Annotated in this window: 20 protein-coding genes; all 20 read left to right on the top strand. The window is 64.0% G+C overall.

The genetic code is table 11. The annotated features are described in order from the left end of the window. Window positions 1-262: 262 nt before the first annotated feature. The 20 genes from ACM6JT_RS08125 to ACM6JT_RS08220 all read left to right on the top strand — a co-directional run bounded on the left by ACM6JT_RS08125 (window position 263) and on the right by ACM6JT_RS08220 (window position 22363). Window positions 263-1039 (top strand): hypothetical protein, encoded by a 777-nt coding sequence (locus ACM6JT_RS08125; protein WP_414856240.1) that lies wholly within the window; start codon window positions 263-265, stop codon window positions 1037-1039. A gap of 77 nt (window positions 1040-1116) precedes the next feature. Beyond that, window positions 1117-2274: an ABC transporter substrate-binding protein gene (locus ACM6JT_RS08130; protein WP_034183826.1), complete on the top strand. Its 1158-nt coding sequence runs from the start codon at window positions 1117-1119 to the stop codon at window positions 2272-2274. Between the two features lie 202 nt (window positions 2275-2476). Further along, a complete protein-coding gene (locus tag ACM6JT_RS08135) occupies window positions 2477-3532 on the top strand; it encodes a branched-chain amino acid ABC transporter permease (protein ID WP_174380335.1) in 1056 nt (351 codons plus the stop codon). Window positions 3533-3536: 4 nt separating this feature from the next. Next, window positions 3537-5321, top strand: coding sequence for an ABC transporter permease subunit (locus ACM6JT_RS08140; protein ID WP_414856241.1), 1785 nt, complete (start codon window positions 3537-3539; stop codon window positions 5319-5321). Further along, entirely contained in the window at window positions 5321-6076 is a 756-nt protein-coding gene (locus tag ACM6JT_RS08145) for an ABC transporter ATP-binding protein (protein WP_105390372.1), read from the top strand. The genes ACM6JT_RS08140 and ACM6JT_RS08145 overlap by 1 nt, the downstream gene beginning before the upstream one ends. A gap of 569 nt (window positions 6077-6645) precedes the next feature. Continuing rightward, a complete protein-coding gene (gene mnmG, locus ACM6JT_RS08150; RefSeq protein ID WP_414856242.1) occupies window positions 6646-8616 on the top strand; it encodes a tRNA uridine-5-carboxymethylaminomethyl(34) synthesis enzyme MnmG in 1971 nt (656 codons plus the stop codon). Next, the gene (gene rsmG, locus ACM6JT_RS08155) at window positions 8613-9299 is read left to right on the top strand and encodes a 16S rRNA (guanine(527)-N(7))-methyltransferase RsmG (protein ID WP_131946228.1); all 687 of its coding nucleotides are present in this window, start codon (window positions 8613-8615) and stop codon (window positions 9297-9299) included. The genes mnmG and rsmG overlap by 4 nt, the downstream gene beginning before the upstream one ends. 50 nt (window positions 9300-9349) lie before the next feature. Then, a complete protein-coding gene (locus tag ACM6JT_RS08160) occupies window positions 9350-10129 on the top strand; it encodes a ParA family protein (protein ID WP_034183831.1) in 780 nt (259 codons plus the stop codon). Window positions 10130-10160: 31 nt separating this feature from the next. Next, window positions 10161-11054 carry a ParB/RepB/Spo0J family partition protein gene (locus tag ACM6JT_RS08165; protein WP_034183983.1) on the top strand — a complete coding sequence of 298 codons (894 nt, stop codon included), beginning with the start codon at window positions 10161-10163 and terminating at the stop codon, window positions 11052-11054. Between the two features lie 10 nt (window positions 11055-11064). Then, window positions 11065-12195 (top strand): SLC13 family permease, encoded by a 1131-nt coding sequence (locus tag ACM6JT_RS08170; RefSeq protein ID WP_414856243.1) that lies wholly within the window; start codon window positions 11065-11067, stop codon window positions 12193-12195. A gap of 567 nt (window positions 12196-12762) precedes the next feature. Next, the gene (locus tag ACM6JT_RS08175; protein ID WP_034183833.1) at window positions 12763-13287 is read left to right on the top strand and encodes an ATP synthase subunit I; all 525 of its coding nucleotides are present in this window, start codon (window positions 12763-12765) and stop codon (window positions 13285-13287) included. 109 nt (window positions 13288-13396) lie between these two features. Continuing rightward, window positions 13397-14248, top strand: a complete 852-nt coding sequence (gene atpB, locus ACM6JT_RS08180) for a F0F1 ATP synthase subunit A (protein ID WP_034183834.1) — start codon at window positions 13397-13399, stop codon at window positions 14246-14248. A gap of 75 nt (window positions 14249-14323) precedes the next feature. Continuing rightward, window positions 14324-14593: a F0F1 ATP synthase subunit C gene (gene atpE, locus ACM6JT_RS08185; RefSeq protein ID WP_006482730.1), complete on the top strand. Its 270-nt coding sequence runs from the start codon at window positions 14324-14326 to the stop codon at window positions 14591-14593. Between the two features lie 129 nt (window positions 14594-14722). Next, on the top strand, window positions 14723-15193 hold the full coding sequence (locus tag ACM6JT_RS08190; protein ID WP_006751767.1) for a F0F1 ATP synthase subunit B: 471 nt from the start codon (window positions 14723-14725) through the stop codon (window positions 15191-15193). 2 nt (window positions 15194-15195) lie between these two features. Then, entirely contained in the window at window positions 15196-15735 is a 540-nt protein-coding gene (locus ACM6JT_RS08195; RefSeq protein WP_034183835.1) for a F0F1 ATP synthase subunit delta, read from the top strand. A gap of 44 nt (window positions 15736-15779) precedes the next feature. Beyond that, entirely contained in the window at window positions 15780-17321 is a 1542-nt protein-coding gene (gene atpA / locus ACM6JT_RS08200) for a F0F1 ATP synthase subunit alpha (RefSeq protein ID WP_034183836.1), read from the top strand. A 69-nt stretch (window positions 17322-17390) separates the two neighbouring features. Further along, entirely contained in the window at window positions 17391-18266 is an 876-nt protein-coding gene (gene atpG / locus ACM6JT_RS08205) for a F0F1 ATP synthase subunit gamma (protein ID WP_034183837.1), read from the top strand. Window positions 18267-18331: 65 nt separating this feature from the next. Then, window positions 18332-19726 (top strand): F0F1 ATP synthase subunit beta, encoded by a 1395-nt coding sequence (gene atpD / locus ACM6JT_RS08210; RefSeq protein ID WP_034183838.1) that lies wholly within the window; start codon window positions 18332-18334, stop codon window positions 19724-19726. A 240-nt stretch (window positions 19727-19966) separates the two neighbouring features. After that, on the top strand, window positions 19967-20392 hold the full coding sequence (locus tag ACM6JT_RS08215) for a F0F1 ATP synthase subunit epsilon (RefSeq protein WP_006477288.1): 426 nt from the start codon (window positions 19967-19969) through the stop codon (window positions 20390-20392). 243 nt (window positions 20393-20635) lie between these two features. Next, entirely contained in the window at window positions 20636-22363 is a 1728-nt protein-coding gene (locus ACM6JT_RS08220; RefSeq protein WP_414856244.1) for an AMP-binding protein, read from the top strand. Window positions 22364-22832 lie beyond the last annotated feature (469 nt).

The raw sequence follows: 22832 nt of genomic DNA on the forward strand, positions 1-22832 counted from the left end.
TGCCGCATGCGTCGCCGCACGTTGATGCGAAGCACCATCCGGCGCGCTCCGGAACGGCGCTGCAGCGGGCTCGAGACGGTGCCGCGCGGCAGGCTGGTGCCCCATTTTCGTGCGGCGATGCACCATAGGGGTAAATGCTAAGTTGCCGTGGTGCTTAAGCCTCTTTAAGATTCACTTCAGTTCTGATGCACCGCGAAACGAATTTGCAGGTGGAGAACGAGGAGACAATCGAGGCACAAAGTGCCCGGACCCCAAAGCGCTGTTGGACGGAATCCAACAGCGCTTTTTCATTTGCGTGCACGGATTTCCACCGATGGTGCATCGGCCTGCGCAATTGCCGTATTCCGCGCTTGCGTTCGCATCGCGTCTTTTCCGCGCTTCGCCGCGTCCCCCGTTTTTTCCCTTTCCCGTAATCCGGTCGCAGACGGTGCGTTGCAATGCGCAGGCCGTCCGGGCTTACCCGGTTGGCGTGCGCGAAACGCGTCCGTTACACTTGGCTTTCGCCGACCGCACGGTCGGGAAAATCGGTCGGCAGTTCTCCTACAAGCACAATGCAGAAGAGGGAGTACGGTTGGATGAGCAGCGCAGGACGATGGATCGGGGCAGGAAGGGCGGCTGGCGCCGCTCGTTCGTCATTGGGTGCGCATCGGTATTTCCCGGCCTTCCCGAGCCGTCCTGCGGCCGGTACGCGCGTTCCGGCGCGATTTGCCGGCATGGCGCCTTCGCCGGTCGTTGCGCTCGCACCCGTCTCGGCATGAACCGCCGCTTTTCCGATCTTTCGCCGCCGGCGCGCGTGGCCGGGCCGAGCCTGGCCGGCGCACCTTCCGGCGATCGTTGCGCACGCATCGATCGCCCGCGCGATCCCGCATTTCTTTGCCTTCTTCATCCCGGCGACACTGCTGCTGCGCATCGTGGCAGTCGAACGAACGTGTCGGCCGCGATGTACGCGCACGTGCATGCGCCGCGCTGTCGGGATCCTGTCGCGGTGGCGGCGTTTCACGGGAAAACGAGCGTAGGCGCGGCAATCAGAGATAGTTAAATTATTAACTTGTTTGGGAAACGGGAGCCGCCCGAGCGACCCGCGGATTTTTCGAGCAGCGTTTGGAGACAACGTAAATGAAGATGAATCGATGGATGGAGGCCGTGCTTGCCGCTGGCCTCGTGTGCGCGGCGGCTACGGCGTCGGCGCAGGTGAAGATCGGCGTGACGCTGTCGGCCACCGGGCCGGCCGCGTCGCTCGGGATTCCGGAAAAGAACACGATCGCGCTGCTGCCGAAGGAAATCGCGGGCAAGAGCGTGCAGTACATCGTGCTCGACGATGCGTCCGACACGAGCCGCGCGGTGCAGAACGTGCGCAAGCTGATCGACGAAGACCACGTCGACGCGATCATCGGTTCGTCCGTCACGCCGAATTCGCTCGCGATGCTCGACCCCGTGTCGCAGGGCAAGACGCCGACGATCTCGCTCGCGGCGAGCGCGCAGATCATCGCGCCGATGGACGCGAAGCGCGCGTGGATGTTCAAGGTGCCGCAGAACGACCAGCTGATGGCCGACGCGATCGCCGGCTACATGGCGAAGCACGGCGTGAAGACGGTCGGCTTCATCGGCTTCGCCGATGCGTACGGCGACAGCTGGTACAAGACGTTCAGCGCGGCGGCCGAGAAGAACGGCCTCAAGATCGTGTCGAACGAGCGCTTCAACCGCACCGATGCATCGGTGATGGGGCAGGTGCTGAAGCTGATGGGCTCGAATCCGGATGCGATGCTGATCGCCGGCTCCGGCACGCCGGCCGCGCTGCCGGCCAAGACGTTGAAGGAGCGCGGCTACAAGGGCAAGGTGTACCAGACGCACGGCGTCGCGAACAACGACTTCCTGCGCGTGTGCGGCAAGGACTGCGAAGGCGAGATCCTGCCGGCCGGTCCGGTGCTCGTGACCGACCAGCTGCCGGATTCGAACCCGGTGAAGAAGGCGGCGCTCGGCTACAAGGCCGCATACGAGAAGGCCTACGGCGCGGGCTCGCTGGCGACGTTCGGCGGCCATGCGTGGGATGCGGGGCTGCTGCTGCAGCGCGCGATTCCGGAAGCGCTGAAGAAGGGCCAGCCGGGCAGCGAGGCATTCCGCGAGGCGCTGCGCGCATCGCTCGAAAGCGTCAAGGATCTGCCCGTGTCGCACGGCGTGATCAACATGACGTCGACCGATCACAACGGCTTCGACACGCGTGCGCGCGTGATGGTGCAGATCGCCGACGGCAAGTGGAAGCTGCAGGCCGAGTAAGCATCACGTGAAACCGGCGTGCGCGGGCGCGAACGGCGCCGTGCACGCCGTCGGCAGGGCGCCGGGCCTGACGGGCCGCGCCCGTGCCGCATGGAACCACCGGGGCTCGCCGCGTGGCGCGCCGACGCGCCGATCTTGCCGTCCGTGCGCGCCGGCCGTTCCCGTCGCCGTTTTTCCGCAGCATTCTCGATACAAGACACGTATGGATCTCTCGATTGCGGCGATCCTCGCGCAAGACGGCATCACGACCGGCGCCATTTATGCATTGCTGTCGCTGGCGCTCGTGCTGGTGTTTTCCGTCACGCGGGTGATCTTCATTCCACAGGGCGAATTCGTCGCCTACGGTGCGCTGACGCTTGCGGCGTTGCAGGCGCAGAAATTTCCCGCCACCTGCTGGCTGCTGTTCGTGATGGGCGTCGCGTGCTTCCTGCTCGAAGTCGGCGGCCTGATCCGGCATCGCGAACGGCGCCATCAGCTCGGCCGCACGCTCGCGACGCTCGGCAGCCGCTACATCCTGCTGCCGCTCGCGGTGTTCGCGATCACGCGCAGTTTTGCCGCGCAGCCGATGCCGATGCTCGCGCAGATCGCGCTGACGCTCGCGATCGTCGTGCCGATGGGGCCGTTCGTCTACCGGCTCGTGTACCAGCCGATCGCCGAGGGCACGACGCTGCTGCTGCTGATCGTGTCGGTCGCCGTCCATTTCGCGATGGTCGGCCTCGGGCTCGTGATGTTCGGTGCGGAAGGCTCGCGCACCAACGGATTCTCGGATGCGTCGCTGTCGATCGGCAGCATGACGGTGTCGGTGCAGAGCATCCTGGTGGTCGTCACGGCGCTCGTGCTGATCGGTGCGCTCTACGTGTACTTCGGCCGCACGATCGCCGGCAAGGCGCTGCGCGCGACGTCGGTGAACCGGCTCGGCGCGCAGCTCGTCGGCATCGGCACGACCGAAGCAGGGCGGCTCGCGTTCACGTTCGCGGCGGGGCTCGGCGTGCTGTCCGGGATCCTCGTCGGCCCGCTGACGACGATCTACTACGACTCCGGCTTCCTGATCGGCCTGAAGGGCTTCGTCGGCGCGATCATCGGCGGCCTCGTCAGCTATCCGCTCGCGGCCGCCGGCTCGCTGCTCGTCGGCGTGCTCGAATCGTATTCGTCGTTCTGGGCGAGCGCATACAAGGAGGTGATCGTGTTCACGCTGATCATTCCGGTGCTGCTGTGGCGGAGCTTCGTGACGCCGCACGCAGAAGAGGAAGAGGAGTGACGCGATGAAGACGATGGTACGCAACAAGACCTTCTGGGTGTTTCTCGTGGTGCTGTTCGCGCTGCCGGTGCTGCCCGGCGCGCTGCAGGTGCCCGAGTACTGGATCACGCTGCTCAACTACATCGGCCTCTATGCGATCGTCGCGATCGGGCTCGTGCTGCTGACGGGCGTCGGCGGGATGACGAGCTTCGGGCAGGCCGCGTTCGTCGGCATCGGCGCGTATGCGACCGCGTTCCTGACGACGCGCTACGGTGTGTCTCCGTGGCTCGCGCTGATCGTCGGAGTCGTGCTGACGGCGCTCGTCGCGCTCGTGCTCGGCGCGGTCACGATGCGGCTGTCCGGGCACTTCCTGCCGCTCGGCACGATCGCGTGGGGCCTCGCGCTGTTCTACCTGTTCGGCAACCTCGAACTGCTCGGCAAGTACGACGGGATCAACGGGATTCCGGCGCTGAACCTGTTCGGCATCACGCTCGAAAGCGGCCGCAGCCTGTATTTCCTGATCTGGGCCGTCGTGCTGGCCGCGATCGTGTCGGTGCAGAACCTGCTGAACAGCCGGCCGGGCCGTGCGATCCGCGCGCTGCGCGGTGGCGGCGTGATGGCCGAGGCGATGGGCGTGAACACCGCTTGGATGCGCGTCGTGATCTTCGTCTATGCGGCCGTGCTCGCAGCAGTGTCGGGCTTCCTGTACGCGCACCTGCAGCGCGCGGTGAACCCGACCCCGTTCGGCCTGAACCACGGGATCGAATTCCTGTTCATGGCCGTGGTCGGCGGCGTGTCGCACGTGTGGGGCGCGGTGCTCGGCGCAGCGATCCTCACCGTGCTGCAGGACTACCTGCAGACGCTGCTGCCGAAGCTGCTCGGCTCGGAAGGCAACTTCGAGATCATCGTGTTCGGCGTGCTGATGGTGCTGCTGCTGCAGTACGCGCGCCAGGGCGTGTGGCCGTTCGTCGCGAGGCTGTTCCCGCGCGGGCCGCGTGCGCATGTGCCCGAGCATGCCGATCCGTTGCCGCAACGTGCGAAGCCCGCGGCCGGCGAGCCGCTGCTCGTCGTCGACAACGCACGCAAGCAGTTCGGCGGGCTCGTGGCCGTCAACGACGTCAGCTTCGACGTGAAAGCCGGGCAGATCATCGGGTTGATCGGCCCCAACGGCGCCGGCAAGTCGACCACGTTCAACCTCGTGACGGGCGTGCTGAAGCCGACAGGCGGCGCGATCACGTTCCGCGGCGAACGCATCGACGGGCTCACGTCGCGCCAGATCGTCCGGCGCGGCATCGGTCGCACGTTCCAGCACGTGAAGCTGCTGCCGGCGATGACGGTGCTCGAGAACGTCGCGATCGGCGCGCATCTGCGCGGCCATACCGGTGTCTGGCGCAGCGTCGCGCGGCTCAATGCACACGAGGAAGCGCAGTTGCTGGCCGAAGCGGCACGCCAGATTCGTCGCGTCGGGCTCGAAAAGCACATGTACGACGAAGCGGGCAGCCTTGCGCTCGGTCAGCAGCGGATTCTCGAAATCGCGCGGGCACTGTGCTGCGACCCGACACTGCTGCTGCTCGACGAGCCGGCCGCCGGGCTGCGCTACCAGGAGAAGCAGCAACTCGCCGACCTGCTGCGACGGTTGAAGGCGGAAGGCATGAGCGTGTTGCTCGTGGAGCATGACATGGACTTCGTGATGAACCTCACCGACCGGCTGGTGGTGATGGAGTTCGGCACGCGGATCGCGGAAGGTCTGCCGCAGGACGTGCAGCAGGACCCGGCGGTGCTCGAAGCGTATCTGGGCGGGGTGGAGTGATGACGGACACAACGATGCCGATTCTCGACGTGCGCGGGCTGGCAGTCCGGTACGGGAAAGTGGAGGCGCTGCACGGCGCGGCGATCAAGGTCGGTGCGGGGCAGATCGTCAGCGTGATCGGCCCGAACGGCGCAGGCAAATCGACGCTGCTGAACGCGATCATGGGCGCGCTGCCGGTGAGCGGGCATGCGTCGGGCGCGGTCGTGTATCGCGGCAACGACGTCGGCGCATTGCCGGTCGAGCAGCGGGTCGCGCGCGGGATGTGCCTCGTACCGGAAAAGCGCGAGCTGTTCAGCACGATGACGGTCGAGGACAACCTCGTGCTGGGCGCGTATCGGCGCAAGCAAGCTGGTGAATCGAACTTCCTCGACCAGCTCGATCACGTGTTCGCGCTGTTTCCGCGGCTGAGGGAGCGGCGCAAACAGGCGGCCGGCACGCTGTCAGGCGGCGAGCGGCAGATGCTCGCGGTCGGCCGCGCACTGATGGGCAAGCCCGACCTGCTGATGCTCGACGAGCCGAGCCTTGGGCTCGCGCCGCTGATCGTGAAGGAGATCTTTCATATCATCAGTGCGTTGCGCGGTACGGGCGTTGCAACGCTGCTGATCGAGCAGAACGCCAGGGCCGCGTTGCAGATCTCCGACTACGGTTATGTGCTGGAGACGGGCGAGTTTGCGCTGGAAGGGCCGGCGGCCGAACTTGCGCAGAATCCGCGCGTGATCGAAACGTACCTCGGGTTGGCGAAGAAGACGGCTTGATAGTCGCGGCGGTTGGCGGGAAACGGACGGCGTGTTTCACGTGAAACACGCCGTTTTTGTTTGTGGGGTTGGAGCAATGTCTCGATGGCCGGTGGTTCGCGGCCAGGGGATAAGTGTCGGGGGAATAGTCGGAAGTTCTGTGTGGTGGCGGTGGGTAATGTGTCCACAGATTCCTGGCGCATGGGTCTCTGCACAGGCTGACGACGTGTCGAATCTCGGGGGATAAGTGCCGGACCAATAACAGGGAAGTCTGTGAGGAGGCGAGGGCACAGGATCTGGCGCCAAGGGGTTGTCGCGCCGGCCACAGGAATCGATGTCGGTCTGTCCTCTGCGGGCCATTTCCACGCTGATCTGTTTTTTGCACAGCCACGACGATGTGCGCCATTCCGGCCGAGAGCCTTGCTGCAGAAGGCGCGACCCCACGAATTCATCCATCCACAGTCGAAAAAACGACTAAATGAACGGACCCTACCATTCGGACGGCCTTCGAGTGAAAAGCGAACCCGCTATAATTCGGCCCATACATTTCTCTGATAGGTTCGTGCGCAGCCCTGCGTACGGAATCCACCATGCTTTTTCCCACAGAATTTGACGTCATCGTCGTCGGTGGCGGTCATGCCGGCACGGAAGCGGCGCTGGCGTCCGCCCGAATGGGCGCGAAGACGCTGCTGCTGACCCACAACATCGAAACGCTCGGGCAGATGAGCTGCAATCCGTCGATCGGCGGCATTGGCAAGGGCCATCTGGTCAAGGAAGTCGACGCCCTGGGCGGCGCGATGGCCGCGGCGACGGACGAGAGCGGTATTCAGTTCCGGATCCTCAATTCGTCGAAGGGCCCGGCCGTGCGTGCGACGCGTGCGCAGGCCGACCGCATCCTGTACAAGGCCGCGATCCGCTACCGGCTCGAGAACCAGCCGAATCTGTGGCTGTTCCAGCAGGCCGTCGACGACCTGATGGTCGAGGGCGACCGCGTGGTGGGCGCCGTCACGCAGATCGGCATCCGCTTCCGCGCTCGCGCGGTCGTGCTGACGGCCGGTACGTTCCTCGACGGCAAGATCCACGTCGGCCTGAACAACTACACGGGCGGTCGCGCGGGCGATCCGGCGGCCGTGTCGCTGTCGTCGCGCCTGAAGGAGCTGAAGCTGCCGCAGGGCCGCCTGAAGACCGGTACGCCGCCGCGTATCGACGGCCGCACGATCGACTTCTCGAAGCTGGACGAGCAGCCGGGCGACCTCGATCCGATCCCCGTGTTCTCGTTCCTGGGCCGTGTAGAGCAGCATCCGCAGCAGTTGCCGTGCTGGGTCACGCACACGAACGAGCGCACGCACGACATCATTCGCGGCGGCCTCGACCGTTCGCCTATGTATACAGGCGTGATCGAAGGCGTCGGGCCGCGTTATTGCCCGTCGATCGAAGACAAGATCCACCGGTTCGCATCGAAGGAATCGCACCAGATCTTCCTCGAGCCGGAAGGGCTGACGACCAACGAGTTCTACCCGAACGGGATCTCGACGAGCCTGCCGTTCGATGTCCAGCTCGAGCTCGTGCATTCGATGCGCGGCCTCGAGAACGCGCATATCCTGCGCCCCGGCTACGCGATCGAGTACGACTACTTCGACCCGCGCGCGCTGAAGGCATCGCTCGAGACGAAGGCGATCAACGGGCTGTTCTTTGCGGGCCAGATCAACGGCACGACCGGCTATGAAGAGGCGGCCGCGCAAGGCCTGCTGGCCGGCCTCAACGCGGGCCGCTACGTGCAGGAGAAGGACGCATGGTGCCCGCGCCGCGACCAGGCATACCTTGGCGTGCTGGTCGATGATCTCGTGACGCGCGGTGTGGCCGAGCCGTACCGGATGTTCACGAGCCGCGCCGAATATCGCTTGAGCCTGCGTGAAGACAACGCCGACATGCGCCTGACCGAGATCGGCCGCGAACTGGGCCTCGTCGACGACGTGCGTTGGGACGCATTCAACCGGAAACGCGACGCTGTTTCACGTGAAACCGAACGCCTGAAATCGACGTGGGTCACGCCGAAGACGCTGCCGCCGGAAGAGGCGACCGCGCTGCTCGGCAAGGCGATCGATCATGAATACAGCCTCGCCGAGCTGCTGCGCCGTCCGGGCGTCAGCTACGACGGCGTGTGCGGCCTGAAAGGCGGCGAATGCGGCCCGGCCGAGCCGCTCGCCGACGATCCGGTGCTGCTCGAACAGATCAAGGAGCAGGTCGAGATCGGCATCAAGTATCAGGGTTATATCGAGCGTCAGGCATCCGAGATCGAACGCAACGACGCGAACGAGAGCACGCGTCTGCCGGACGGTATCGATTACCGCGAAGTGCGCGGCCTGTCGTTCGAGGTGAGTCAGAAGCTCAACGAGTTCCGGCCGGAAACGATCGGGCAGGCGTCGCGCATTTCGGGCGTCACGCCGGCGGCGATCTCGCTGCTGATGGTGCACCTGAAGCGCCGCGGCCTCGGCCGCCGTAATGGCACTGCCGCAGAGGCAACGGAGCAGGGGGACGGCGCCGTCCCGACGCAACAATGACGGCGCGTCGCGCGCCGGCGGTTAATCGGGACGTACTGGAACAGATGCTCGTCGACGGCACGACGGCGCTCGGCCTCACCCTGACGGATGCACAACGCAACCAGTTGCTCGACTATGTCGCGCTGCTCGGCAAGTGGAACGCGGTCTACAACCTGACTGCGATCCGCGACCCGAAGCAGATGCTGATCCAGCACATCCTCGATTCGCTTTCGATCGTCCCGCATCTGCGTGGCCGTGCGTCGGCCCGCGTGCTCGACGTCGGCTCGGGCGGCGGGTTGCCCGGGATCGTGCTGGCGATCGTCGAGCCGGACTGGCGGGTCACGCTGAACGATATCGTGCAGAAGAAGTCGGCATTCCAGACGCAGATGCGCGCGGAGCTGAAGCTCGCGAACCTGTCGGTGGTCACCGGGCGGGTCGAATCGCTGCAGCCGGGCGTCGAAGTGCCGGAAAAATTCGACATGATCGTATCCCGCGCCTTCGCTGATCTGTCCGACTTCGTTAAACTTGCTCGACATCTGGTCGCGCCGGGCGGATCGATCTGGGCAATGAAGGGCGTACACCCGGACGACGAGATTGCACGGTTGCCGGAAGGCAGCCGTGTGAAGCAGACGATGCGGCTGACGGTGCCGATGCTCGATGCCGAGCGGCATCTGATCGAAGTGGCCGTCGACGAAGCGAAATGAAGGCGCGCGGTACGCGCCGTTTGTTTGAAGGTAAAGGGAACACACCAACGATGGCAAAGATCTTCTGCGTTGCGAACCAGAAGGGGGGCGTCGGCAAGACGACGACATCGGTCAATCTCGCCGCAAGCCTTGCAGCGCAGGAGCAACGAGTCCTGCTGATCGATCTCGACCCGCAGGGCAACGCGACGATGGGCAGCGGGATCGACAAGGCCGCGTGCGAATCGACCGTGTACGAGGTGCTGGTCGACGGCGTGTCCGTGACCGATGCACGCGTGCGTCCGGAAGGCGTCACCTACGACGTGCTGCCCGCGAACCGCGAGCTGTCCGGTGCCGAGATCGAACTGATCAGCATCGACAACCGCGAGCGCCGGCTGAAGGCGGCGCTCGAGCACGTGGCCGACGACTACGACTTCGTGCTGATCGATTGCCCGCCGACGCTGTCGCTGCTGACGCTGAACGGGCTGTGCGCGGCGCATGGCGTCGTGATCCCGATGCAGTGCGAATACTTCGCACTGGAAGGGTTGTCGGACCTCGTCAATACGATCAAGCAGGTTCACGCGAACATGAACCGCGACCTGAAGATCATCGGCTTGCTGCGCGTGATGTTCGATCCGCGCATCACGCTGCAGCAGCAAGTCTCCGATCAACTGAAAGCGCACTTCGGCGACAAGGTGTTCGACGCGGTGATTCCGCGCAACGTGCGCCTGGCGGAAGCGCCGAGTTACGGGCTGCCGGGCGTCGTGTTCGACCGCAGCTCGCGCGGTGCGCAAGCGTATCTGCAGTTCGGTGCCGAGATGATTGAACGCGTTCGCGCGTTCGAGGTGTCGTGATCCGGACATGAGCGAAGCGAGGAAGAAAGACATGAACGCGGTACCAAAGAAGAAGGGCTTGGGACGTGGCCTCGAAGCGCTGCTCGGCGGCAGCGCCGATATCACCGAAGCGGTGAAGATCGAAGGCGCACCGAACACGCTCGCGCTCGGCAAGCTGCAGGCCGGCAAGTACCAGCCGCGGACGCGGATGGACGAAGGCAGCCTGCAGGAGCTCGCGGCAAGCATTCGCGCGCAGGGCGTGATGCAGCCGATCCTGGTACGGCCTATTTCATCAGACAAATACGAGATCATCGCGGGCGAGCGGCGTTTCCGCGCGGCGCGCCTGGCAGGCCTCGACGAAGTGCCGGTGCTCGTGAAGGACGTGTCCGATCAGGCCGCCGCGGCGATGGCGCTGATCGAGAACATCCAGCGCGAGGATCTGAACCCGCTCGAAGAGGCGCACGGCATCCAGCGCCTGCTCGACGAGTTCGGTTTCACGCACGAACAGGCGGCCGAATCGGTCGGCCGTTCGCGCAGCGCGGTGTCGAACCTGCTGCGCCTGCTGAACCTCGCTTCGCCGGTGCAGACTATGCTGCTGGCCGGCGATCTCGACATGGGGCACGCGCGCGCGCTGCTCGCGGTCGATGCGGCAACGCAGATCACGCTCGCCCATCAGGTCGTCAACAAGCGCATGTCGGTGCGCGAAACCGAGAAGCTCGTCGCACATACGACGAAGGAAGCGCCCGCCGTGAAGGCTCGCGCGAAGGACGACGGCGGCCGCGACACGCGCCGTCTCGAGGAGGAGTTGTCTGACCTGCTCGCGTCGACGGTGAAGATCAAGCTCGGCCGCCGCGGGCGAGGGCAGGTGATGATCGACTTCGGCAACCTCGATGCGCTCGAGGGCATTCTCGCGCGGCTGCGCGGCAACGTAGCGACCGAAGAGTAACGAGTTGGCGATGACTGAGACGGGCGCACCGGCGCCGCGCCGGTGGCTCGGATGGCTTGCGCAGGAGCCCGTGCTATCGGTGCTCGTGCTTGGCCTGATCGTGCTGCAATGGGTGCGTCCGCAACCATTTTCCGTACTCGCCGGCCGCGTCGACTGGCAGACGGTCGCGACGCTCGCGGGCCTGCTGATGCTGACCAAGGCGCTCGAGTTGTCCGGCTGCCTGATGTGGCTCGCGCACCGCATCGTGCATCACGTGCATTCCGAGCGCGGGCTCGCGATGCTGCTCGTCGTGTTCGCGGCGGTGCTGTCGATATGGCTGACCAACGACGTCGCGCTGTTCGTCGTCGTGCCGTTGATGGTGTCGTTGCGTGCGCTGACGCCGCTGCCGTTCCGGCGGCTCGTGATTGTCGTCGCGCTGGCCGTCAACGCGGGGTCCGTCGCGACGCCGCTCGGCAATCCTCAGAATCTATTCCTGTGGCAATTGAGCGGCATGTCGTTCGGCCGATTCGTGGTCACGCTCGGGCCGCTCGCGATCGCGCTGATGGCGCTGCTGCTCGCGCTGACCGCGTGCGCGTTTCGCGCAAAACCGCTCGACCTGTCCGGCGACGTCGTCGCATTGCCCGTGCAGCGCATGCACGCGCTGATCGCCGCGGTGCTGTTCGCGGCATTCGTGCTGCTCGCCGATGCGCACCATCCGCTGCCGGGTCTGGTGGCGGTCGCGATCGTGCTGTTCGTCGTAAAACGTGACGCAGTCCTGAAGATCGACTGGCTGCTGCTGCTGATCTTCGTCCTGATGTTCGTGGTGCTGCGCAGCGCGGCTGCGCTGCCCGTCGTTCACGACGCGATTGCGCATGCGCGTCTCGATTCGCCGCTGCGCGTATTTGCGGCCGGTGCCGTCCTGTCGCAGGGGATCAGCAACGTGCCGGCCGCGATCCTGCTATCGGAATTCACGCACGACTGGCGTGCGCTCGCGTTCGGCGTATCGGTCGGCGGTTTCGGTTTCGCGATCGGTTCGCTCGCGAACCTGATCGCGGTGCGTCTCGCGAAGGAGCCGCGCATGTGGCTGCCGTTCCACCTGGTCTCGATTCCGTTCGCGCTCGTGAGCGCGGCACTCGGCGCGTGGCTGCTCGTGCACGGTTGAGCGTTGCGGATGCGTGCGGCACTGGCGTGCCGTTCGAGTGGCGGGGAGGGGGCGCGACGTTCGCGATGATTGCGAGGCTGTTGATAAGTGCTGCGATTCACAGTCGATCGCCTGTGGTGGTGCGACAACTGATTGGATGATTCGACGCGTCGGCATCCGATCGAATTTCGTGCATCGGGCACGGTTGACCGGCCACGGTGTTTTGCCTGTCCCGGGGTGTCGGGCCGAGTCGTTCCGGGCAGCTGCTTCACAGCGGTTTTTCGGCGGCGATCGTGCCGCTTCGTTCGAGCCCGCGTCGGGCATCGCTTCCACGCCATCTACCATCACCGGACATTTTTCGAGCAAGAAATACCGGTGCAAAAATTCGACCTTACAACTGTCATCGTACGTCGTCGAATCGCGTGTTTTTCACATGATGAGGCGTCGTTTTACGCAGGTTTTTGTCGCGTCTAAAGCCTTGAATCACTTGCAACTATCGCTTACAATCGCCCGGATTTGTTAGCTAGGCACCCCTGAAAGCTTTCAGAAAGCTTGGGGCCGGGTTCAAGGATTTTGCGGAAGATTGCGATGGCGGGTCAGGCGCCGGACGACAGGCACGATGATCAGCGCACGCAACGCACCGCTTCGGCGGCCGGCGAGCGGCGCGAATCCGACGATGACTGGGATGCCGAGCAACAAGATAACAACATCGTTCCGCTCACGCGGGCGGAAGCCGAGAGGCTGTTCGGCCCGGACGTGAGCAAGCCCTCGCGCGTGACCCCCTACAAGGTGGTGATCGCGCAAGTGGTCTTGTCCCTGGTTGCAACGCTGGCGTGGTGGCTGTTTTCGAAGTCGCCGGGCGCCGCTGCGCAATCCGCGTTTCTGGGTGGAGCGATCGGCTGGGTACCAAGTGCGCTGTTCGTGGCACGACTGAAGGCAGGTGGTTCGGCCACCGTGATGAGCTGGGTGATGGGCGAAGCCCTGAAGCTCGGCCTGACGATCGGGATGTTCGCAGCAGTGGCGTTCGGCTGGGCCGGCGTGCACTGGGTGCCGTTCCTCGTCACGTACCTCGTCGTGCTGAAGACGTACTGGATCGCACTGGCCTGGCGGTAAGCAACAAGCAGCGTGCGGTTTCGACAACGAACCGCACCGGCCCGTTCCCGCAATAGCGTGTTGCGGAACAGGCAAAACGATTTTCGACAATTTGGGTGGCATTAACGATATGGCAGCTAGCGAAGGCACGCGCGGTCCGGATCCGTCCGAGTACATTGCGCACCACTTGCAGAATTTCTCCACCTCGCATCAGACGTCGATTTTCGACATCCACGTCTGGAATCTCGACACGCTGTTCTGGTCGATCGTATGCGGCATCGTGACGATCCTCCTGCTGCGTCTGGCCGCCCGCAAGGCGACGTCGGGCGTGCCGGGCCGTTTCCAGTGCGCGATCGAGATGCTCGTCGAAATGGTCGAAGACCAGTCGAAGGCCATCGTCCACGGCAATCGCACCTTCATCGCTCCGCTCGCCCTCACGGTGTTCGTGTGGGTCGCGCTGATGAACTCCCTCGACTTCCTCCCGGTCGACCTGCCGGGCCGCGTGATCGGCCTGCTCGGTCTGTCGGACGTGATTTCCCACCATCGCATCGTCCCGACGGCCGACCTGAACGGCACGCTCGGCATCGCGCTCGGCGTGTTCGTCCTGATGATCTACTACAGCATCAAGATCAAGGGCGCGGGCGGCTTTGTGCATGAGCTGCTGTCGGCCCCGTTCGGTGCCCACCCGCTGCTGTGGATCCCGAACCTCGCGCTCAACATCGTCGAATATCTCGCGAAGACCGTCTCCCTCGGTATGCGGCTGTTCGGCAACATGTACGCGGGTGAGCTGTTGTTCCTGTTGATCGCCCTGCTCGGCAGCATGTGGAGCTTCGGTGGCGACGCAACGTTCCTCGGCTTCGTTGGTCACGTGATCGCGGGTAGCGTCTGGGCAATCTTCCACATCCTGATTGTTCTGTTGCAGGCATTCATTTTCATGATGCTGACGCTGGTGTATCTCGGCCAGGCGCACGACACGCACTAAGCGCGGCGTGCAAGAAAGAGTCTTCGTTTTAGTTTTTTAAATCTCAGTTCCAAGTCTTTTCACAAAGGAGTGATCATGCAAGCTTACATCGCCAACATCCAGGGTCTGACCGCCATCGGTATCGGCATCATCATCGGCCTGGGTGCAATCGGCGCCTGTATCGGTATCGCGCTGATGGGTGGCAAGTACATTGAAGCCTGCGCACGTCAGCCGGAACTCATCAACCCGCTGCAAACGAAGATGTTCCTGCTGGCTGGTCTGATCGACGCTGCATTCCTGATCGGCGTTGGTGTCGCAATGCTGTTCGCGTTCGCGAACCCGCTCCTGTCGAAGCTCGCAGGCTAAGGTTCCTCGGAAATTTGCGTCCGGCGTGAGCCGGCGCAGGGCGGAACGGAGACTTGGGGCGCTGATCGAATGCAACTCGATGAGCGCCTTACCGTTTCATTTTTCCGGAATAGCAGATAAGGAAACACCGTGAATCTCAACGCAACTCTGTTTGCGCAAATGGTCGTGTTCCTGGTCCTCGCGTGGTTCACGATGAAGTTCGTGTGGCCGCCGTTGATCAACGCCCTCGACGAACGTTCGAAGAAGATCGCCGACGGCCTCGCCGCCGCGGAGAAGGGCAAGGCGGAACTCGACGCAGCGCACAAGCGCGTGGACCAGGAACTCGCGCAGGCCCGCAACGACGGCCAGCAGCGCATCGCCGACGCTGAAAAGCGTGCCCAGGCGGTCGCCGAGGAAATCAAGGCCAACGCCCAGGCTGAAGCCGCCCGCATCGTCGCCCAGGCGAAGGCGGAAGCAGAACAGCAAATCGTGAAGGCGCGCGAAGCGCTGCGTGGCGAAGTCGCCTCGCTGGCCGTGAAGGGCGCCGAGCAGATCCTGAAGCGCGAAGTCGATCAAACGGCCCACGCCCAACTGCTGAATCAACTGAAAGCCGAGCTCTGATCATGGCCGAACTTGCAACCATCGCCCGCCCTTACGCAGAAGCGCTGTTCCGCGTGGCCGAGGGCGGTGACATCGCCGCCTGGTCCACGCTCGTGCAAGAGCTGGCCCAGGTTGCGCGTCTGCCGGAAGTACTGTCGGTCGCGTCGAGCCCGAAGGTGACGCGCACGCAAGTAGCCGAGCTGCTGCTTGCTGCGGTGAAGTCGCCGCTCGTGGCCGGCGCCGAAGCGAAGAACTTCGTGCAGATGCTGGTCGACAATCATCGCATCGCGCTGCTGCCGGAAATTGCCGAGCAGTTCGAGGCGCTCAAGAACGAACGTGAAGGTGCTGCCGACGCCGAGATCGTGAGCGCGTTCCCGCTGAACGGCGCGGATCTCGAAAGTCTCGTCTCGGGCCTCGAACGCAAGTTCAAGCGCAAGCTGAAACCGACGGTCGAAGTCGATTCGTCGCTGATCGGCGGCGTGCGCGTGACGGTCGGCGACGAAGTGCTCGACACCTCGGTTCGCGCGCGCCTCGCATCGATGCAGGCTGCCTTGACCGCCTGAGCGCCACGCCGGCACGCAACAGAATTGACTATCAGGAGCGAATAATGCAACTCAATCCCTCTGAGATCAGCGAGCTGATCAAGAGCCGGATCCAGGGCCTTGAAGCGAGCGCAGACGTTCGCAACCAGGGCACCGTGATCTCCGTGACCGACGGTATCGTGCGTATCCACGGCCTGTCGGACGTGATGCAGGGCGAAATGCTCGAGTTTCCGGGCAACACGTTCGGCCTCGCGCTGAACCTCGAGCGCGACTCGGTCGGCGCGGTGATTCTCGGCGAATACGAACACATCTCGGAAGGCGACGTCGTCAAGACGACGGGTCGCATTCTGGAAGTCCCGGTCGGCCCGGAACTCGTCGGCCGCGTGGTCGATGCGCTCGGCAACCCGATCGACGGCAAGGGCCCGGTCAACGCGAAGCTGACCGACGCGATCGAAAAGATCGCCCCGGGCGTGATCTGGCGCAAGTCGGTGTCGCAGCCGGTGCAGACGGGCATCAAGTCGATCGACGCGATGGTGCCGATCGGCCGTGGCCAGCGTGAGCTGATCATCGGCGACCGTCAGTGCGGCAAGACCGCGGTGGCGCTCGACGCGATCATCAACCAGAAGGGCAAGGACCTGATCTGTATCTACGTCGCGATCGGCCAGAAGGCTTCGTCGATCATGAACGTGGTTCGCAAGCTCGAAGAAACGGGCGCGATGGAATACACGATCGTCGTCGCCGCCACGGCATCGGATTCCGCAGCAATGCAGTATCTGGCACCGTACGCCGGCTGCACGATGGGCGAATACTTCCGCGACCGCGGCCAGGACGCGCTGATCATTTATGACGACTTGACCAAGCAGGCTTGGGCATACCGTCAGATCTCGCTGCTGCTGCGCCGCCCGCCGGGCCGTGAAGCGTACCCGGGCGACGTGTTCTATCTGCACTCGCGTCTGCTGGAGCGTGCGGCTCGCGTGTCGGAAGAGTACGTCGAGAAGTTCACGAACGGCGAAGTGAAGGGCAAGAGCGGTTCGCTGACGGCACTGCCGGTCATCGAAACGCAGGCAGGCGACGTGACCGCGTTCGTTCCGACGAACGTGATCTCGATTACCGACGGCCAGATCTTCCTGGAAACCGACCTGTTCAACGCAGGCATCCGCCCGGCAATCAACGCCGGCGTGTCGGTGTCGCGAGTCGGTGGCGCCGCTCAGACGAAGGTCGTGAAGAAGCTGTCGGGCGGTATCCGTACCGACCTCGCGCAGTACCGTGAACTGGCCGCATTCGCGCAGTTCGCATCGGACCTCGACGAAGCGACCCGCAAGCAGCTCGAGCGCGGCCGCCGCGTGACGGAACTGCTGAAGCAGCCGCAGTACCAGCCGCTGCAGGTGTGGGAACTGGCCGTGTCGCTGTACGCCGCGAACAACGGCTACCTCGACGACCTCGACGTGAAGCAAGTGCTGCCGTTCGAGAAGGGCCTGCGCGAAAGCCTGAAGACCAGCAACGCTGACCTCATCAAGCGCATCGAAGACACCAAGGATCTCTCGAAGGACGACGAAGGCGCACTGCGCTCGGCGATCGAATCCTTCAAGAAGTCCGGTGCCTATTGATCCGCGAGTGACACACTGAGGCCGCGCGGGTGCTGATGCGCCCGCGCCGCTTCGGTCAAGGAGCAAGCTATGGCTGGAATGAAGGAAATTCGCGGCAAGATCAAGAGCGTGCAGAACACGCGCAAGATCACGAAGGCGATGGAGATGGTGGCCGCATCGAAGATGCGCCGCGCGCAGGAACGCATGCGCGCTGCTCGTCCGTACGCGGACAAGGTCCGTGCCATCGCCGCGCACATGAGCCGTGCGAATCCGGAGTACCGTCACCCGTTCATGGTGGCGAACGACGGCACGAACACGGCCGGCATCATCCTCGTCACGACGGACAAGGGTCTGTGCGGTGGTCTGAACACCAACGTGCTGCGTGCGACGGTGCAGAAGTTCAAGGAGCTGGAAGAGAAGGGCCAGAAGGTCGAAGCCACCGCGATCGGTAGCAAGGGCCTCGGGTTCCTGAACCGCTTCGGCGCGAAGGTGATGTCGCAGGTCGTGCACCTCGGCGACACCCCGCATCTGGACAAGCTGATCGGCGCGGTGAAGACGCAGCTCGACCTGTACTCGGAAGGCAAGCTGTCGGCGGTTTATATCGCTTACACGCGCTTCGTCAACACGATGAAGCAGGAAGCCGTGATCGAGCAGCTGCTGCCGCTGTCGTCGGAGCACTTCGAGGCCGACGACGGTACGCCGGCCACGTCGTGGGACTACATCTACGAGCCGGACGCGCAGGCAGTCGTCGACGAACTGCTCGTGCGTTACGTCGAGGCGCTGGTGTACCAGGCCGTCGCGGAGAACATGGCGTCTGAGCAATCGGCGCGGATGGTCGCGATGAAGGCTGCGTCCGACAACGCGAAGACGGTGATCAGCGAACTGCAGCTCGTGTACAACAAGAGCCGTCAGGCCGCGATTACGAAAGAACTGTCGGAGATCGTCGGCGGCGCAGCCGCTGTTTAAGCGCGCGCCCGGACGACAACTGCGCCTTTGCGCGAGTAAAGAATCAGGTATTTAAAGGAAAAGCGATGAGTACTGCTGCTTTGGTAGAAGGCAAGATCGTACAGTGCATCGGCGCCGTTATCGACGTGGAATTCCCGCGCGACAGCATGCCGAAGATCTACGACGCGCTTATTCTCGATGGCTCGGAACTGACGCTCGAAGTCCAGCAGCAGCTGGGCGACGGCGTGGTCCGCACCATTTGTCTGGGTGCATCCGACGGCCTGCGCCGCGGTCTGACCGTGAAGAACACGGCAAATCCGATCTCGGTGCCGGTCGGCAAGCCGACCCTCGGCCGGATCATGGACGTGCTCGGCCGTCCGATCGACGAAGCCGGCCCGATCGTGAGCGAACACACGCGCTCGATCCACCAGAAGGCTCCGGCGTTCGACGAACTGTCGCCGTCGACCGAACTGCTCGAAACGGGTATCAAGGTCATCGACCTGATCTGCCCGTTCGCAAAGGGCGGCAAGGTTGGCCTGTTCGGCGGTGCTGGCGTGGGCAAGACCGTCAACATGATGGAGCTCATCAACAACATCGCGAAGGAACACGGCGGTTACTCCGTGTTCGCGGGCGTGGGCGAGCGTACCCGTGAAGGGAACGACTTCTACCACGAAATGAAGGACTCGAACGTTCTCGACAAGGTCGCGCTGGTGTACGGCCAGATGAACGAGCCGCCGGGCAACCGTCTGCGCGTCGCGCTGACCGGCCTGACGATGGCCGAGCACTTCCGTGACGAAGGCCTCGACGTGCTGTTCTTCGTCGACAACATCTACCGTTTCACGCTGGCCGGTACCGAAGTGTCGGCACTGCTCGGCCGTATGCCGTCGGCAGTGGGCTATCAGCCGACGCTGGCTGAAGAAATGGGCAAGCTGCAAGAGCGCATCACGTCGACCAAGAAGGGCTCGATTACGTCGGTCCAGGCCGTGTACGTCCCTGCGGACGACTTGACCGACCCGTCGCCGGCTACGACCTTCGGCCACTTGGACGCAACCGTCGTTCTGTCGCGTGACATCGCTTCGCTGGGTATCTACCCGGCGGTCGACCCGCTCGACTCGACGTCGCGCCAGATCGACCCGAACGTGATCGGTGAAGAGCACTACTCGATCACCCGTCGCGTTCAGCAGACGCTGCAGCGCTACAAGGAACTGCGCGACATCATCGCGATTCTGGGCATGGACGAACTGTCGCCGGAAGACAAGCTGTCGGTCGCGCGCGCACGTAAGATCCAGCGTTTCCTGTCGCAGCCGTTCCACGTTGCCGAAGTGTTCACGGGCTCGCCGGGCAAGTACGTGCCGCTGAAGGAAACGATCCGCGGCTTCAAGATGATCGTCGACGGCGAGTGCGACCACCTGCCGGAACAGGCGTTCTACATGGTCGGCACGATCGACGAAGCCTTCGAGAAGGCCAAGAAGATCCAGTAAGGGTCATGTGATCGGAGTAAGCGCTGAAGCGCTAACTCCCGTCGACCGCCGCAGGGCAAGAGTAAGCGCTGAAGCGCTAACTCTTGCCAACCGCGGCATGGGGCGGGAGTAGGTGCTGAAGCACTAACTCCGGTCGACCGCCGCGGGGCAAGAGTAGACGCTGAAGCGCCAACTCTTGCCAACCGCGGCATGGGACGGGAGTAAGCGCTAAAGCGCTAACTCCCGTCGACAGGAGTCGATATGGCAACCATCAAAGTAGACGTCGTCAGCGCGGAAGAGCAGATCTTCTCGGGCGAGGCGAAATTCGTCGCGCTGCCGGGCGAAACGGGTGAGCTGGGTATTCTGCCGGGCCACACGCCGCTGATCACGCGGATTCGTCCGGGTGCGGTGCGCATCGAAGTCGAGGGCGGCAACGACGAATTCGTGTTCGTCGCGGGCGGCATTCTCGAAGTGCAGCCGGGCGCCGTGACGGTGCTCGCCGATACCGCGATCCGCGGCAAGGACCTCGACGCGGCGAAAGCCGAGGAAGCGCGCAAGCGTGCCGAGGAAACGCTGCAGAACGCGAAGTCGGATCTCGACCTCGCGAAGGCGCAATCCGAGCTCGCGACCGCGATGGCGCAGCTCGAGGCGATCCAGCGTCTGGCGAAGATCCGCAGCCGGCACTGAGCCGCGCCGCGTATCCCGCGAAAGGAAAGCAGCCTTCGGGCTGCTTTTTTTTCGCTGGTCCTTTGCGTGCCGCGGTGTTTCGTCCGGTCGTGCTATTTCATCCGTCCGCCGCGAATTGATGTCAGAGTGTCGTCAGCGGAGCGCGTCATCATCCGCAGTCAGGCCGCCCGTCGCGAGTGTGGCGACGGAGGCGGGCGCAGCAAGCGCCCGCGGTCCGATCAGACAAAAAAGACGGAGACATTCATGGCAGCAGACCTTGGCGTGGGGGCGCTGATCGCGCCCGAAAACGGACTGTCGTACGTGCGCGGCGCGACCGACGTGCCGCTATCCGAAGCGACGATCGGCAGGTTCCTGCGCGATACCGCCGGCCGTTTTCCCGACCGTCCGGCGGTCGTGTTCCGCGAGCAGCAGGTGCGCTGGACCTGGCGCGAATTCGCGGACGAGGTCGACGTGCTCGCGGCCGGCCTCGCCGCGCTCGGGATCGTGAAGGGCGACCGCGTCGGCATCTGGTCGCCGAACCGCAGCGAATGGCTGCTCACGCAGTTTGCGACCGCGCGTATCGGCGCGGTGCTCGTCAACATCAACCCGGCCTACCGGCTGTCGGAACTCGAATACGCGCTGAACAAGGTCGGCTGCAAGGCCGTGATCGCGGCCGAGTGCTTCAAGTCGTCGGCGTATGTCGAGATGCTGCAGACCATCGCGCCGGAGCTCGCGACCGCGACGCCGGGCAACCTGCAGGCGGCACGCGTGCCGAGCCTGCGTACGGTCGTGTCGATGGGCGACGTCGCGCCGGCCGGCATGTTCCGTTTCGCGGACGTGATGACGCGCGGCCGCCAGGCCGTCGACCCCGCGCTGCTCGATGCGATCGGCGCGACGCTCGAGTCCACCGACGCGATCAACATCCAGTTCACGAGCGGCACGACGGGCAGCCCGAAGGGTGCGACGCTCACGCATCGCAACGTCGTCAACAACGCGCGCTCGATTGCGATGGCGATGCGCTTCACCGAGCAGGATTCGCTTTGCATCCCGGTGCCGCTGTATCACTGCTTCGGGATGGTGCTCGCGGTACTCGCGTGCGTATCGAAGGGTGCGGCGATGGTGTTCCCGGGCGAAGCATTCGACCCGGTCGCGACGCTCGCGGCCGTGGCCGACGAACGCTGCACCGCGCTGCACGGCGTGCCGACGATGTTCATCGCCGAGCTCGATCATCCCGAGTTCCCGACATTCGACCTGTCGACGCTGCGCACAGGGATCATGGCCGGCTCGCCGTGCCCGATCGAGACGATGAAGCGCGTCGTCTCGCAGATGCACCTGTCGGAGATCACGATCGCATACGGGATGACGGAGACGAGCCCCGTGTCGTTCCAGAGCTCGACCGACGATCCGCTCGAGAAGCGCACGACGACGGTCGGGCGCATCCAGCCGCATCTCGAAGTGAAGATCGTCGATCCGAGCGGCGACATCGCGCCGGTCGGCGCGACGGGCGAGCTGTGCACGAAGGGCTACTCGGTGATGCTCGGCTACTGGGACGACGACGCGAAGACGCGCGAGGTGCTGGTCGACGGCTGGATGCATACGGGCGATCTCGCGACGCTCGACGCGGACGGCTACTGCAACATCGTCGGCCGGCTGAAGGACATGGTGATTCGCGGCGGCGAGAACGTCTATCCGCGCGAGATCGAGGAATTCCTGTTTCGGCATCCGAAGATCCAGAGCGCACAGGTGTTCGGCGTGCCCGATGCAAAATACGGCGAGGAGCTGTGCGCGTGGATCGTGCTGCGCGCGGACGAGCAGATGACCGAGGACGACGTGCGCGCGTTCTGCAACGGGCAGATCGCGCACTACAAGATTCCGCGCTATATCCGCTTCGTCGACGAGCTGCCGATGACGGTGACGGGCAAGGTGCAGAAATTCGTGATGCGCGACCGGATGATCGAGGAACTGAAGCTCGACGTGCAGAAGACCGCGTAAGTTGGCCTGCGGCCCGGCGGCGGAAAAACGCGGCGGCCTGCGGGTCGTTGCGTTTTCGATGGACGAAAAAAAGCGGGCTTATTAGCCCGCTAAAAACCACACGCTACGGGGTTAGCGCGAGGAGACCAAAGATGAAACCGAGTCCGGCGGGGGGCCGGAAACGACTCCAACAGGGATGCCCCTGGGAAGGGCTTCGGTACGTGACCGACTGGCTCGCAGCGCTTCGCGTCCGCTCACACTTGGCACACGAGACCGCATCCGTGTTGAAACCGTTGAGGCCATTGTGGGCGAATTACCGACCCATCGCGGTAACAAAGTGTTTCAGGTTGTAACGCCCGCCAGATAAGGCTTTCCGGGATTTTTTGCTGTTTTCGGGGTCCTGAAAAAGGTCATTTTTACCCATATTTTCCGCAGCGTTTTCATCATATGCATACGGCGCGTTTTTCACGCGTATCGGGCGCGATGAATT

This window comes from Burkholderia sp. IT-111MI5, assembly GCF_949752865.1.
In the GTDB taxonomy this organism is placed as follows: Bacteria; Pseudomonadota; Gammaproteobacteria; order Burkholderiales; family Burkholderiaceae; genus Burkholderia; species Burkholderia pyrrocinia_C.

Coding starts and splice junctions, on each gene's coding strand:
- ACM6JT_RS08130 (WP_034183826.1), top strand. CDS start 1,117: ATGAAGATGAATCGATGGATGGAGGCCGTGCTTGCCGCTGGCCTCGTG.
- ACM6JT_RS08135 (WP_174380335.1), top strand. CDS start 2,477: ATGGATCTCTCGATTGCGGCGATCCTCGCGCAAGACGGCATCACGACC.
- ACM6JT_RS08140 (WP_414856241.1), top strand. CDS start 3,537: ATGAAGACGATGGTACGCAACAAGACCTTCTGGGTGTTTCTCGTGGTG.
- ACM6JT_RS08145 (WP_105390372.1), top strand. CDS start 5,321: ATGACGGACACAACGATGCCGATTCTCGACGTGCGCGGGCTGGCAGTC.
- mnmG (WP_414856242.1), top strand. CDS start 6,646: ATGCTTTTTCCCACAGAATTTGACGTCATCGTCGTCGGTGGCGGTCAT.
- rsmG (WP_131946228.1), top strand. CDS start 8,613: ATGACGGCGCGTCGCGCGCCGGCGGTTAATCGGGACGTACTGGAACAG.
- ACM6JT_RS08160 (WP_034183831.1), top strand. CDS start 9,350: ATGGCAAAGATCTTCTGCGTTGCGAACCAGAAGGGGGGCGTCGGCAAG.
- ACM6JT_RS08165 (WP_034183983.1), top strand. CDS start 10,161: ATGAACGCGGTACCAAAGAAGAAGGGCTTGGGACGTGGCCTCGAAGCG.
- ACM6JT_RS08170 (WP_414856243.1), top strand. CDS start 11,065: ATGACTGAGACGGGCGCACCGGCGCCGCGCCGGTGGCTCGGATGGCTT.
- ACM6JT_RS08175 (WP_034183833.1), top strand. CDS start 12,763: ATGGCGGGTCAGGCGCCGGACGACAGGCACGATGATCAGCGCACGCAA.
- atpB (WP_034183834.1), top strand. CDS start 13,397: ATGGCAGCTAGCGAAGGCACGCGCGGTCCGGATCCGTCCGAGTACATT.
- atpE (WP_006482730.1), top strand. CDS start 14,324: ATGCAAGCTTACATCGCCAACATCCAGGGTCTGACCGCCATCGGTATC.
- ACM6JT_RS08195 (WP_034183835.1), top strand. CDS start 15,196: ATGGCCGAACTTGCAACCATCGCCCGCCCTTACGCAGAAGCGCTGTTC.
- atpA (WP_034183836.1), top strand. CDS start 15,780: ATGCAACTCAATCCCTCTGAGATCAGCGAGCTGATCAAGAGCCGGATC.
- atpG (WP_034183837.1), top strand. CDS start 17,391: ATGGCTGGAATGAAGGAAATTCGCGGCAAGATCAAGAGCGTGCAGAAC.
- atpD (WP_034183838.1), top strand. CDS start 18,332: ATGAGTACTGCTGCTTTGGTAGAAGGCAAGATCGTACAGTGCATCGGC.
- ACM6JT_RS08215 (WP_006477288.1), top strand. CDS start 19,967: ATGGCAACCATCAAAGTAGACGTCGTCAGCGCGGAAGAGCAGATCTTC.
- ACM6JT_RS08220 (WP_414856244.1), top strand. CDS start 20,636: ATGGCAGCAGACCTTGGCGTGGGGGCGCTGATCGCGCCCGAAAACGGA.